The organism is Prosthecobacter fluviatilis, from assembly GCF_042655725.1.
Lineage (GTDB): Bacteria > Verrucomicrobiota > Verrucomicrobiia > Verrucomicrobiales > Verrucomicrobiaceae > Prosthecobacter > Prosthecobacter fluviatilis.
In genome coordinates, this window is record NZ_JBHSMQ010000006.1 from 235,491 (window position 1) to 248,085 (window position 12,595).

At 60.6% G+C, this 12,595-nt stretch carries 13 protein-coding genes; 10 read left to right on the plus strand and 3 right to left on the minus strand.

The genetic code is table 11. From position 1 onward, the window contains the following. Positions 1–47 precede the first annotated feature (47 nt). From recG to ACFQDI_RS17210, 3 genes are all read left to right on the plus strand, one after another. Positions 48–2,138, plus strand: a complete 2,091-nt coding sequence (recG, locus tag ACFQDI_RS17200; protein ID WP_377169018.1) for an ATP-dependent DNA helicase RecG — start codon at positions 48–50, stop codon at positions 2,136–2,138. Between the two features lie 184 nt (positions 2,139–2,322). Beyond that, entirely contained in the window at positions 2,323–3,042 is a 720-nt protein-coding gene (locus ACFQDI_RS17205) for a hypothetical protein (RefSeq protein WP_377169020.1), read from the plus strand. A 62-nt stretch (positions 3,043–3,104) separates the two neighbouring features. Then, positions 3,105–4,127: a PIN/TRAM domain-containing protein gene (locus ACFQDI_RS17210; RefSeq protein WP_377169022.1), complete on the plus strand. Its 1,023-nt coding sequence runs from the start codon at positions 3,105–3,107 to the stop codon at positions 4,125–4,127. Here ACFQDI_RS17210 and ACFQDI_RS17215 read toward each other — a convergent pair. Further along, positions 4,111–5,109: a hypothetical protein gene (locus ACFQDI_RS17215; protein WP_377169024.1), complete on the minus strand. Its 999-nt coding sequence runs from the start codon at positions 5,107–5,109 to the stop codon at positions 4,111–4,113. The two genes, ACFQDI_RS17210 and ACFQDI_RS17215, sit on opposite strands and share 17 nt — an antisense overlap. A 627-nt stretch (positions 5,110–5,736) precedes the next feature. On the opposite strand from ACFQDI_RS17215, the gene ACFQDI_RS17220 reads away from it, so the two are divergent. Continuing rightward, complete coding sequence (locus ACFQDI_RS17220) at positions 5,737–6,642, plus strand: L,D-transpeptidase family protein (protein WP_377169026.1); 906 nt, start codon at positions 5,737–5,739, stop codon at positions 6,640–6,642. Positions 6,643–6,721: 79 nt separating this feature from the next. Here ACFQDI_RS17220 and mpl read toward each other — a convergent pair whose 3' ends face one another. Beyond that, positions 6,722–8,104 carry a UDP-N-acetylmuramate:L-alanyl-gamma-D-glutamyl-meso-diaminopimelate ligase gene (mpl, locus tag ACFQDI_RS17225; protein WP_377169028.1) on the minus strand — a complete coding sequence of 461 codons (1,383 nt, stop codon included), beginning with the start codon at positions 8,102–8,104 and terminating at the stop codon, positions 6,722–6,724. A gap of 190 nt (positions 8,105–8,294) precedes the next feature. Here mpl and ACFQDI_RS17230 point away from each other — a divergent pair, with 190 nt between their 5' ends. The 6 genes from ACFQDI_RS17230 (at position 8,295) to ACFQDI_RS17255 (ending at position 12,177) form a co-directional block, all read left to right on the plus strand. After that, positions 8,295–8,555, plus strand: a complete 261-nt coding sequence (locus ACFQDI_RS17230; RefSeq protein ID WP_377169030.1) for a hypothetical protein — start codon at positions 8,295–8,297, stop codon at positions 8,553–8,555. Positions 8,556–8,639: 84 nt separating this feature from the next. After that, positions 8,640–9,485 (plus strand): MNIO family bufferin maturase, encoded by an 846-nt coding sequence (gene bufB, locus ACFQDI_RS17235; RefSeq protein ID WP_377169032.1) that lies wholly within the window; start codon positions 8,640–8,642, stop codon positions 9,483–9,485. Beyond that, positions 9,463–10,341 carry an HvfC/BufC family peptide modification chaperone gene (locus ACFQDI_RS17240; RefSeq protein WP_377169034.1) on the plus strand — a complete coding sequence of 293 codons (879 nt, stop codon included), beginning with the start codon at positions 9,463–9,465 and terminating at the stop codon, positions 10,339–10,341. The genes bufB and ACFQDI_RS17240 overlap by 23 nt, the downstream gene beginning before the upstream one ends. Next, positions 10,338–10,796, plus strand: coding sequence for a DoxX family protein (locus tag ACFQDI_RS17245; protein WP_377169036.1), 459 nt, complete (start codon positions 10,338–10,340; stop codon positions 10,794–10,796). Before ACFQDI_RS17240 ends, ACFQDI_RS17245 begins: the two co-directional genes overlap by 4 nt. A 59-nt stretch (positions 10,797–10,855) precedes the next feature. Next, positions 10,856–11,455 carry an RNA polymerase sigma factor gene (locus ACFQDI_RS17250; RefSeq protein WP_377169038.1) on the plus strand — a complete coding sequence of 200 codons (600 nt, stop codon included), beginning with the start codon at positions 10,856–10,858 and terminating at the stop codon, positions 11,453–11,455. Further along, the gene (locus ACFQDI_RS17255) at positions 11,452–12,177 is read left to right on the plus strand and encodes a hypothetical protein (RefSeq protein ID WP_377169040.1); all 726 of its coding nucleotides are present in this window, start codon (positions 11,452–11,454) and stop codon (positions 12,175–12,177) included. The genes ACFQDI_RS17250 and ACFQDI_RS17255 overlap by 4 nt, the downstream gene beginning before the upstream one ends. 3 nt (positions 12,178–12,180) lie before the next feature. Here ACFQDI_RS17255 and ACFQDI_RS17260 read toward each other — a convergent pair whose 3' ends face one another. Continuing rightward, the gene (locus ACFQDI_RS17260; protein WP_377169042.1) at positions 12,181–12,582 is read right to left on the minus strand and encodes an outer membrane protein assembly factor BamD; all 402 of its coding nucleotides are present in this window, start codon (positions 12,580–12,582) and stop codon (positions 12,181–12,183) included. Between the last annotated feature and the right edge of the window lie 13 nt (positions 12,583–12,595).

A 12,595-nucleotide genomic window follows, 5' to 3' on the forward strand; every position in this document is an offset into this window, starting at 1 on the left:
CCGAGATCGCCTTTGACAGCGTCGATCCTGCATTCCATCTCACCCTTGTGATCCCCCTCGACCTTTCCCTTTCTGATGTTCCCGGCCTGCCTGTGCATGCGGCGAGGCTGCTGGGCAAGGAGGGGGTGAAGACGGCGGCGGATGTGGTGTGGCATCTGCCCTTCCGGCATGAGGACCGGCGGCAGATGCAGGCGCTGGCGTTTCAGGCGGGGCTGCAGCCTGCGTGCCACCACGTACTGGTGACCAAGACGGGGACCAAGTTTTTTGGCGGGCGCTCGGGCGTGTTTGAGGCGGTGGTGCAGCATGCCACGGGCTTGCTGGGGCAGCAGCTGACGCTGAAGTGGTGGAACATGCCCTTCATGAGCCGGGTGCTGGCGGAGGGGCAGGAACTGATCGTCTATGGGGTGATCAAGGACACGAAGGGGCGGCTGAGCATGGCGCATCCGGAGTATGAGATCATCAAAGGCGGGGCGGATGACGATGCGGAGCAGATTCACACGGGGCGCATCACACCGATGTACCGGCTGAGAGGCAGCATAACGCAGAAGGCGCTGCGGGTGGCGGCGTGGCATGTGCTGCAGGCGCTGCCGGATGCATTTGTGGAAGATCTGCTGCCGACGCCGAGTGCGGAGGGGGAGTTTGCAGGGATGTCACGCGCCAAGGCGCTGAAGGAGGTGCATTTTCCCACGAGCACGGAAGGCCTGGAGCAGGCGAAGCGCTATCTGGCGCTGGAGGAGTTTTATGGATATCAGCTCCGCGTGGCGCGGAGAAAGAGGCAGGTCATCGAGTCAGGAGGGCGCAGGCAGACTGGTACCGGGGAGCTGCTGAAGGACTTTTTCAATGAGCTGCCCTTCCAACTGACGGCGGCTCAGCTGCGCTGTCTGGAGGAGATTCACAAAGACATGGCTTCGGGGAATCCGATGAACCGGCTGCTGCACGGAGATGTGGGCAGCGGGAAGACGGTGGTGGCGTTTGCGGCGATGCTGCGGGCGGTTGAGTCCGGGCGGCAGGCCGTGCTGATGGCGCCCACGCAGATCCTGGCAGAGCAGCATGCGCGCAATGCACGGAAGTGGCTGGAACCGCTGGGGCTGCGGGTGGCGCTCAGGACGGGATCGAAAAGGGAGGATGGCGATGATCTGGAATTGATGCGTGGAAAAAACAGCACGGGTAAAGCTGAGATCGTCATCGGCACGCACGCGCTGCTGCATGATATGGAGCTGATGCACAACACGGGGATCGTGGTGATCGATGAGCAGCACAAGTTTGGGGTGGCGCAGCGGGCGAAGCTGATCCGCAAGGGGGATACACCGGATGTGCTGGTGATGACGGCCACGCCGATCCCGCGCACGCTGACGCTGACCATTTACGGAGACCTGGAGGTCTCAACGATCGACCAGCGGCCGCGTGACGGGGTCAAAATCATCACGAAGGTGAGGCCCAAGACGAAGCTGAAAGAGGCGGCGAAGTTTCTGAGGGAGCAAATCGAGGAGGGGCGGCAGGGATACATCGTGTATGCGCTGATCGATGAGTCAGACAAGCTGGAGGCCGGCGCGGCAACGAAGGGGCATGAGGAGTGGTCGAAGCTGCTGGCCCCGTGCGAGGTGGGGCTGCTGCACGGGCGGATGAGCGCGGAAGAGAAGGAGGATGTGATGAAGCGATTCCGAGCCGGGAAGCTGGACGCGCTGGTTTCCACGACGGTGATCGAGGTGGGGATCGATGTGCCGAACGCGACGGTGATGTTCATTCATGATGCGGGGCGTTTTGGGCTGGCGCAGCTGCACCAGCTGCGCGGGCGCATCGGGCGCGGGGCGCACACGAGCTACTGCGTGCTGTTTGTGGACGACAAGGACGAGGAGAACCGGCAGCGCCTGGCCATCATGGAGGAGACCAGCGACGGCTTCCAGATTGCCGAGGAGGACCTGCGGAGGCGCGGGCCAGGGGATGTGCTGGGCAATGCGCAGAGCGGGCAGGCTCCGCTGCTGTTTGGGGAACTGCTGGCCGATACGCGCCTGGTGAGACTGGCACGACAGCTGGCCGAGCGGACGCTGGATGAGGACCCGCTACTGCGGAGGCCTGCACTGGCGGCCTTCCGCGGGGAAGAAGTGATGGCAGAAAAAGCGCAGGCGATGATGCAGTAGTTTGCATAAGTTAACTTTGTTTGAATCAATGTTTAGACTGGTGAGCTTGACGCTCCTGGCTTTTACCCGGTCAGTACTTGCAGTCATGGAACCCTTAGCACCCAGCTGCGCACCCATAGCGCTGGTGGACCAAGCCAGAATCGTCCGTAAGCGGCGTCGTCTTGGAGTCACGGGTGTTGTCTCGATGCTGCGTGTGGCCATACTTGCTACGGCAGTCTTAGGAGTCACAGAATTTGCACTGTGGCTGAAGGTGGAGACGCCGCACCCCAGCGCTGCCATTGCGGTTCGTGAATCTACCTTGGTGGAGGCTCAGAGCCTAAAGTCGCTGTTGCCGACGGTGCGCTCGCCGGCATCGGGCACCTATGCGTTGAAAAAGTCTTCCATAGAGTCTTCTGCGCCCGCAACTGTGGCGTTGCCCCCAGTGTCTCCCCAGGTGCCGCCAGCCTGGCTGCTGATTGACAGGCCTGAATTCGCAGATGTGAAGAATATGGGGAGGTCTCCAGCTCAGACAATTGAGCAACTTCGGCAAAGCCTGCGTGAGTCGGGTGCCAGGCAGATGGGGGAGGCGGTGCGGTTTGGCATGCTGAACCTGTCTGAACTGATGGCGATAGATCCCAAATCATGGGCGGCCAGCCTGGAAACGCCGGTGGCCGCTGAAAACCGTGCCTCGGCAATGCTTCTGACCTTCTACCTCACCTATCTTGACCGTGCAGGGAACGGGGCAGGCGTGAAAGCACTGCTGCAGGCCATGGGACAAGGCATGGATGAGGAGAGGGCGGTGCGGGAGTTTATCCTGGCCGGACGGAGTGTGACGGAGCTGGAACGTGAGATGGGAAGGGTGTTTGCAGGCGCCGGTGTGGAGCTGCAGTTTACTCGGCGCGGTGGGCTGGCCATGCGGCCGTGATCAATTCCGGGGGAGAATCCTTTTGCCCCTGCTGGATTTTGCTTTAATCCCTGAGCAACTCCATGAAAACCTCCTGGCCCATCCGCCTTGTGCGTGCGCTGTTTTTTGCTTTTTCCGTTTTCATCGGCATCGCGATCGCCTTGGGGCTGGACCAGGATGCCTGGGTCGGGGCGCTCAGTGGGGCGGTGTTCATGGGGCTGCTGGTGGTGCTGGATGTGATGCTGGCTCACTTTACTCTCCGTGATTTTTCACATGCCACGCTGGGGCTGGCGGTGGGGCTCTTCTGCGCCTGGCTGATCACACGCATCGGCGTCTTCCAGCTCGCCTATTTTCAAAATCATGAAGAAGGGGCGGCGCTGCAAAATATCGCTGAAATTTGCATCTACGGCACGCTGGCTTTTTTTGGAGTCACATTTGCCCTGCGCAGTGACCGTGATCAGTTTGCATTTCTCATCCCATACATCCGTTTCCGTCGTGACGGCTCCGAGGGCGAACCGCTGCTGCTGGATGCCAATGTGGTCATGGACGCCCGCTTGCCAGGGGTTTTTGCCACTGGATTTCTCAGCGGTGCCGTCGTGGTGCCGCGTTGTGTTTTGGATGGTCTTCAGCATCTGGCTGACTCCAGTGAAGTCGCGCAGTCACTGCGAGGCCGGCGGGGGCTGGACACCATGGAAAAGCTGCGGGCAAAGCCGGAAATGAAAGTTTCCATCCATGAGGACGGAGCTTCAGACGCCCCTGTGGAGGTTCGTCTGGTGACTCTCGCGCGGGAGCTGAATGCCCGGCTGCTAACCAATGATGACAACCTGGCCAAGGTGGCCCGCTTGCGGGGCATCACCGTGCTGAGCATGCGCGAACTTGCCGCAGCTCTGAATCCTGAGCTCAGCGTGGGCGATGAGCTCCGGCTGCCGCTCACCAAGCCGGGCAAGGACAAAAACCAGGCGGTGGGCTACCTGCCAGACGGTGCCATGATCGTGGTCAACAATGCGGCGGCACTGATCGGCCAAACGGTGGATGTGGTGGTTTCGGGCACCCTGCCCACGAGTGCAGGAAGGCTGATCTTTGCAGAGATCAAACCGGCTGCCTGATGCGCCTGCGCTGAAGCAGGCCTGCAGAGAGCGCCATCATCACTAGCAGGCCGGAGTGCGGCTCTGGTACCAGGGTGATGGCCATGATGGAGGAGGCGCTGGAGGAAATGCGCGAGGCGTACATGCTGGAGGGATTGTCCAGCGGCAGGTCGGGGATGTACGTCCAGCCAAAGGAGTCGGATCCCTGGTAAAGTCCGCCTCGGTCAAACAAGGCTGCGTTGAAGTCGCTGCCATCACCGGAAACATTGTTGGTGTCGAACATTCCATCGATGCTGTAATTGATCCCCGCCAGCTTCCAGATCCCGCCATCATTGACGAAGACGCCGCCCCCTGAGTCACCGTTGGAGAGCGTGGCTTCTTCGGCAGTCCCGCTGGCGCTGAATGAGGCCGCAAGAAGGTCGCCAACAGCGCTCGAATAAATGCTGCTGACGGTGTTGGTGCCCCAGCGGGCGATGCCATCCGGGTTGGTGTCCTGCCAGCCGTGCAGCACGCCGCTGACAAGGACATCTGCGCCCCGAGGGCCGCCCCGGCCATTGATCACCATGGTCATGCCCAGTTCTGACGCTCCCGTGTAGAGCGGGGCGTAGGCGGAAAAAGTCTCCTGAATTTTGAAGATGCGCAGATCCGTGCCCGCGATGTCCCAGTAGCCGAGGCCACTGTTGGCTGCGGTATCGATGTTATAGGTCACGTCTGCGCCACCGCTGAAAACACCGTTTTGAGTGAAGGTGGTGCCCTGGGTGCCGAAGTGCTGTGCAGTGATGAAGTACTGCGGCGCAATCATGGTGCCGAGGTAGGCTCCGTAAGTGCCCTCATACTGCCATCCTGAATTCGCAAAAATGCCGGTGGGCGCCGTGATGTTGTGGTTCGGATCAGCGGTGGCCTCAAACACGATGGCTTTGCATGGAACAAGGCTCAGGCAGAGCAAGGCGAATGTCGCGCACATGATGCGCAGGCATTTGGGTGCTGGTGCTTTGGAGGGCATGACCATCAACTACGGTTCCATCATTTTATAGAATTACCATAAAACTTTGCGAGCCGTTTGAACTCTGCCCTTCGGTCATCAGCTAAATCAACTTTGGGAATAATATGCCGCCTTTTCAGCCAAATACCTGCTCGACACCCTGATCATTTTTGTTATGAATGGCAGGCTTGTGACTCAAAAATGAAGCCAGGTTCATTCATCAACATGCTCGGTGCCTGCGTGCTCCCGCCGCTCGTCGGCGTGGGGGTTTGCTGGGGTATCGTCCAGCTTTTGAAGAACCATGACATGTTTCGCCTTGAGCCTGTTGCAATACCCACGGCTGCAGTGAGCAAAGTGCGCCAGGGCAGGCTGAGCCAGACGGGAGCAGAGATCCGTGCCGCGTTACCCGTTGATGCGAGATTTGATCCGGTAAGGCCGCTTGCGGTGCCGCCAGATCCTGAAAAAGCTGCCCTCAGGCGCGCGGCTGAGGCGGCCGCAGTGAAGCCTGCCCTGCCTGCAAAAGCGGCCAACGTGGAGCCTTCGACGGCAGCGGTCCAAAAAACCGACAAGCCTGCCGCGTTCGCGAAAGTCCAAATACCTGCATGGCGACCACTGATTGATCCGATTACGGAGCACTGGAACCGCCTCATGCCGCGTTCATCTGCGCTGCCGCAAGCTTATCAGGCGGTGCTCAATGATGATGCTGAACATCTGGCAAAAATCATCGCCATGGGCATTTCGCCCAACGAAATGACCCTGGGAGGTGACACGCCTCTGTGCGCCGCCGTGCGCATGGGGCGGGCTGAGTGCGTGCGCGTGCTGGCTCTTTCGGGGGTGAACCTGAGCCAGCCTGCCCATGAAAAACAGCCGCCGATAGCCCTGGCCTCAATGCGCCGCAATGTGCCTGTGCTGAAGACGCTGCTCGACTTTGGCGTTGACCCCAACACCCGCTTCAACTCGCCTGTGCAGAAGCAGGTGATTGACCGCTGCTCCATCAAAGATCTCAGGAATGCCATGGAAAGTGACCGTGGGATAACCCCCCTGATCTGCTGTGCCGCGCGCGGCGATGTGGAAGGCGCGGTGGTTTTGATGCGTGCTGGCGCCAGGCCTGGCATGGGTACTACACGATATCATCGGTACCCGATCAACTTTGCCGCCACGCAAGGCTATCTCTTTCTCATGCGCGTGCTGCTGGGCCGTGATCCAGATTCCGAGCCGGACATGCTTGTCACCGTGGATCTCTCCAGCCAGCGCGCCTGGGTGACCAAGCAGGGCCGAATCATCAACCACACGATGGTTTCCACCGGGCGCGAGGGCTACGGCACCCCGCCGGGCCGGTATGTCATTACCGACAAGCACACCTCCCATGTCTCCACGCTGTATCATGTGAACATGCCCTGGTTCATGCGGTTAAACTGCAGCGCCATCGGCCTGCATAGCGGATATGTCACGGGCCAGCCTGCCTCGCACGGCTGCATCCGCCTCCCGTATGAAAAGGCAAAGGAGTTTTTTGCCCAGGTGCGGGTGGGAGACGAAGTGGAAATTGTCTATTGAAGATTTGCTCCTGCTTTTGGCGAGGATGCCCCAAACGCCGGCAGAGCCTCAAGTCAGGCCTGGAAAAACGGCACTGTGGCTAGAGCGTCTTCAGCAGCTTGTCGTGGATGCCGTCGAAGCCGCCATTGCTGAAGACCACGATGACATCACCGGAGCGGGTTTCCTGCTTGAGCCGGGCGACGATGGCGTCGGTGCTGGCTTCGAAATAGCAGGGCTTGCCACGGGCGGTGACTGACTCGGCCACCTTGGCGGTGTCGAGGCGCTGGTCTGCGGCGACTTTTTCGGGATTGGCCACGGCAGCGATGACGGAGCCGTCGGCCTCAGTGAGGGCATCGATCAGTTCGTTTTGCAGCACGTTGCGGCGGCTGGTGTTGGAGCGCGGCTCGAAGAGGGCCCAGAGGCGGCGTCCGGCGTAGCGCTGGCGCAGGCCGCGCAGGGTCTCGCGGATGGCGGTGGGATGGTGGCCGAAGTCGTCGATGATGGTGATGCCATGGGCCTCTCCGCGCTCCTGCTGGCGGCGGCGGATGCCGCGGAAGCTCTCAAGCCCGGCGCGGATCTCGTCGTCGCTCAATCCGGCAAAGCGCGCGGCGCAGACGCACATGGCGGCATTGCGTGCATTGAACTCGCCGACCATGGGGACCTCGAAGGCGACGCCGTTGATAGCAAACTGAGTGCTCTCAGGCGTGGTGCCGGTGATGGTGATGCGGAAGTCGCAGTCAGGGCCCAGGCCGACAGTCTTGAGCGGGGCAGGGCATTTGGCGCGCAGGCTGAGGCAGTTGGGGTCGTCTCCATTGATGAGCACGAGGCCGTTGCGCGGCACCGTGTTGAGGAAGCGCTGGAAGGAGAGCAGGATTTCATCGAGGTCGCGGAAAATGTCCGCGTGGTCGAACTCGATGTTGTTCACGATGGCGCACTCGGGCAGGTAGTGGAGGAACTTGCTGCGCTTGTCGAAGTAGGCGGTGTCGTATTCGTCCCCTTCGATGACGAAGAGATCGGAGTGCGTGAAGCGTGCGCCGGATTCGAAATTTTCAGGAACGCCGCCGATCATGAAGCCGGGGTTTTTACCCGCGTGCTCATAGATCCACGCCAGCATGGTGGTGGTGGTGGTCTTGCCGTGGGTGCCGCTGATGACGAAGCTGCGCTTGCCCTGGATCACCTCGCGCTTGAGCATCTCCGCCATGGAGACGTAGGGCAGCTTTTTCTCCAGCAGCGCTTCGAGTTCGGGATTGCCGCGGGAGATGGCGTTGCCAACGACGTACACATCGGCCTTCAGCGGCAGGTTTTCAGGATTGTACCCTTCTGTGACGGTAATGCCGGCATCACGCAGCACGTCGCTCATGGGCGGATAGACCTGATTGTCCGAGCCGCTGATGGTGTGGCCGAGGGCGCGCAGTGCGACCGCAGTCGAGCCCATTGCGGTGCCGCAGATGCCGATGAAATGAATATGCTTTGGAGATGCCATGGGGGGAGAAGGCGCTCGGTTCGAAATCCAGGCGCAGGCGCGGACTAAAGCAGGCCTTTTTGCCCCCTGCTAAAAGAAAGTTCAATCCGGTGGGAATAATCGCCGGGGCGGAGGCTCACACGCTGCGATGGCCGGAAACGATCCTGCCAGCCGGAAATCCAAACCAAATACAACGCACACCACCACTGCCATGAGCACCAAGCACATCATCGCCGCCGCCGCATTCACCGGTCTCCTTTCCGGAGCCTACGCCGCCCAGACCACCAACACGCAGAAGGCCGCCAGCCTGGGCGTCTCCATCGAGAAGATGGCAGACAAGGGCCAGCACGCCTGCAAGGGACACAACGACTGCAAGGGCCAGGGCGGCTGCAAGTCCGGTGACAACGGCTGCAAGGGCAAGAACTCCTGCAAGGGCAAAGGCGGCTGCAACACCATGCCGAAGAAGCCCTGATGCCCGGGCTGAAGGGATGGAGGCGGCAGCCACGCACGCCTCCATCCTTTCATCAATTCAAGCTACTCCCTTCTTGTCATTCTCATGCCTGCCAACCCACACAACGGCCACACCGATCTCGGCATTGGTCTCGGACTCCGGGTGCCGCATTACCGGCACATCTTGGAGAAGAAGCCTGTGTGCGACTGGTTTGAGATCATCTCTGAAAATTTCATGGTCGATGGCGGCCGGCCGCTGGAGATTCTGGACAGCATTCTGGAGCAGTACCGCGTGGTGCAGCATGGGGTGTCGATGTACTTTGGCAATGCGGATCCGCTGAACCGAGAGCACCTCAAAAAACTGAAGCGGCTGGTAAAACGCACCAACACACCCTGGCTCTCCGACCATCTCTGCTGGGGCAGCGTGGACGGGCGGTGCTCGCATGATCTGCTGCCCATGCCCTACACGATGAGCGTGGCCAGGCACACGGCTGAAAAAATACGGCAGGCACGCGACTTTCTGGAGGTGCCCATCTGCGTGGAGAATGTGAGCAGCTACGCGGAATTCACCCAGAATGAGATGACGGAATGGGAGTTTCTCAACGAGGTCGTGGAGCGTGCTGACTGCGGCATCCTGCTGGATGTAAACAACATCTATGTGTCGTCGCAGAACCATGGTTTTGATCCTTTTGAATACCTGAGGGCGGTGCCGCATGAGCGTGTGGGGCAGATCCACATCGCCGGACACACGAGGCTGGATCACGTGATTCTCGACACGCATGACCATCCTGTGCCGGATCCCGTGTGGGATCTGTATGCGGCCGCCATTCAATCGTGCGGCAGCACGGCCACGCTGCTGGAGTGGGATGACAAGATTCCCAGCTTTGACGAGGTCCATGCCGAAGCGCTGAAAGCCAACCTGTATCTGCATGAGCACTCACACGCCGCCTGAGAGACTGCGCACCAATGCTGATCTGCGCCACCTGCAGCGCAGCATGGCCGCCGCCCTGATGCAGCCGCTGACGAAGCAGGACCGGTTGCGCTCTGAAACGAGGGCGGACTACATCGCACCGAATGACCGCATGAGCGGTTTTGAACGGCTGGAGATCTATGCGCGGCAGTACTGGTTTCGGCTGCTGGACTGCCTTTACGATGACTATCCGGCGCTGCGTGTGTTTTTGGGTGAACGCCGCTTTCACCAGCTCTGCCGCGACTACCTGGCGCAGCATCCGAGCATGTCATGGACTCTGAGAAATCTGGGGGCAGAGCTGCCCGCATTTATCACTGATGCCAGGGCGCGAGACATTGCGCGCGTGGAATGGGCGCAGACACTGGCCTTTGATGAAGCGCAGAAAAAGCCGCTGCATGTGGATGATCTGCTGGGGGAGGATCCTGCAACGCTGCGCCTGGATGTGCAGCCCTGCGTGGTGCTGCTGCAGATCGGGCATGCGGTGGACCACTTCATCACAGCGATGAAAAAGAGCGACGCGGATGTGCGCGGCTCCGCCAGTCAGGCTGTCACTGAAGCGCCTTTGCGTACGGCCACAGCCAGAGCGCCAAGACTCAAACGGGAGCGTGTGCATCTGGCCGTGCACCGGCATGACAACCGGCTGTACTTCAAGCGGCTGGCCCCGGAGGCCCATGCCCTGCTTTGCGCACTGAAGGATGGTGCTCCGCTCGCTGAGGCCATTGAGAGAGCGCTTTCCGAAGCATGCCCGGAGACTGACTGGCCTGCGCAGATTCGAGACTGGTTCAATGAATTTTCCCAGCTCGGCTGGCTCACCCAAAAACACTCCCGCCAATCATGAACCCCTGGACGCTTGCCAATTCTTTTCTTGATCGCGCCGCCAGCTGGCTGCCGAATCCTTTTCTCCTGAGCATCCGCCTCTACTGGGGCTGGCAGTTTTTCCAGACGGGGAAAGGCAAGCTGAGCGACATCAGCGCCCCCACCGCGTTTTTCACCGAGCTGGGCATTCCGTTTCCGAAGCTGAACGCCTACCTGGCCGGAGGCACGGAATGTTTTGGCGGGTTGTTGCTGCTGGCGGGGCTTTTTTCCCGGGTAACCTGCGTGCCGCTGATCTGCACCATGCTGGTGGCGTATGGCACGGCGCATCTGGATGTGGTCAAAACAATCTGGTCGGACCCGGACTCGTTTGTGACGGCACCGCCTTTCCTCTTTCTGCTGGCGGCGGCGATTGTCTTCATTTTTGGCCCGGGCAGGCTTTCTGTGGATGGGCTGGTGCAGCACCGAAAAAAATTCTAAAAAACCGGGAATAAACGCCGCAGAGCCGCCTCCTACCTGCATCTCCCGCCCATGAATTCATGGAACTCGCCCTTCAATTCGGCATTGAACTGCCTGCAACCCGCACGATACCTCGCTGCGTGACTGATCCCGTGCCCAGCTTTGAGCAGATCGTGGACGCCCACTATCAGGGGCTCTACCGCTTTGCGCTGAGCATGAGCCGGCGCGAGGCGACGGCGCAGGATCTGGTGCAGCAGACCTTCCTGCAATGGGCGAAGAAGGGCCACTCCCTGAGGGATGCCTCCAAGGTGAAGACCTGGCTCTTCACCACGATCTACCGCGAGTGGCTGGCCATCGCCCGGCGGGAGAAGAAATACGAGGAGGTGGAGTTTGAGGCCGAGGTGCATGGAGCCACGCAAGAGGAGGACGATGGCGAAAACCCCCGCGTGGACAGCGCCACCCTGCAGACGGCCTTGGAACAGCTGGAGCCTAACTTCCGCGCTCCGCTGGTGCTTTTTTATCTCAAGGAGTTATCATACCGCGACATTGCCGAGACGCTTGGCGTGCCCATCGGCACGGTGATGTCCCGACTTTCCCGAGCCAAGGACAGCCTGCGTGCCATTTTGCACCGGCTTGAAAACACCACTCCCGCCAACATCATCCCCATCACCGCCTCGTGAACCGCGAAGAAGCCAGACTCGAACTCGACGCCACGACGCTCCGTCCTCAGGATGCGTCGCCGGAGGCGCGTGCGATGGCGGAGAGCGATCCCGAACTGGGCGCGTGGCTGAAGAAGCGAACCGCCTTTGATGAAGAGGTGGCCGAGGTCTTTGCGGCAACGGTGCCTGCGGGACTGCGTCAGAACATTTTGCAAAATGCGCGCGAGCCTGCACGACGCCCGCTGCGCTGGGCGCTTCCCACCCTGGCTGCGGGGGCTGCTGCCATTGCGCTGGGCTGGACGCTGCTGTGGCCGGTTGAAAGCACCATGCCCGCCTGGCAGGCGGAGTCTCTCGCGGCGGTGACGAAGGTGGAATATGGCGTGTCCAAGGTGCACCCGTCGCGTGACTTTGAGGCCATCAAAAAGATGCTGGTGGCCGACCAGTCCCCAACGCCTGAGCGCCTGCCGGGGAAGGTGGGGGCCATGCCGGTGCTGGCCTGCAAATGCATCAAGGTGTCCGGGCGCACGGCCTCGATCATCTGCTTTGAGATTGAGCCCGGGAAGGAAGCCCATCTGGTGGTGATGGACAATGCCGGCATGGCCAACGTGCCGCCGCAGCTGCAGCCGCAGTTCAAGTCCTGCAAAAACTGGAACATGGCCAGCTGGAGCGACGGCAATCAGAGCTTCATTCTGGCCACGAGGGCGGATGAGGCGGCGCTGAAGAGGCTGTTTGGCCTGACGTGAGGTTTACTGAATCTCCTTCAGCTTGATGTCGGCCTTCCCAATCACGGTGTGGCAGTTCATGCACTGCTGGCGGAGAGAGGAAAAAGCGGTGGTGGAGGCTTTGGCATCGTGCTTTTGCAGTGCGGTTTTGAGGGCTGCAAAAGGGCCGGTCTCCCAGCCTGTGAGAAGGGGGCGGAGGTCCACCCTGCCGCCTGGGCTTTTGTGAGCTGGGGCGCTCTGAACGGTTTTGGCCACGCTGGAGTGCATGCGCTCGGCCATTTCGAGAGCGGCGTCCCATTGGCCGGACTGCTGCAGGGTGCGTGTGGCCTGCAGTTTGGTCTCTGCGGCATGCATGCGGTGGCTGTTGATGAAGCTGGCGCATGAGGCCAGTGCGAGCACCGAGGAGAAGAGGAAAAAACGCTTCATAGGCTGGTGCCGG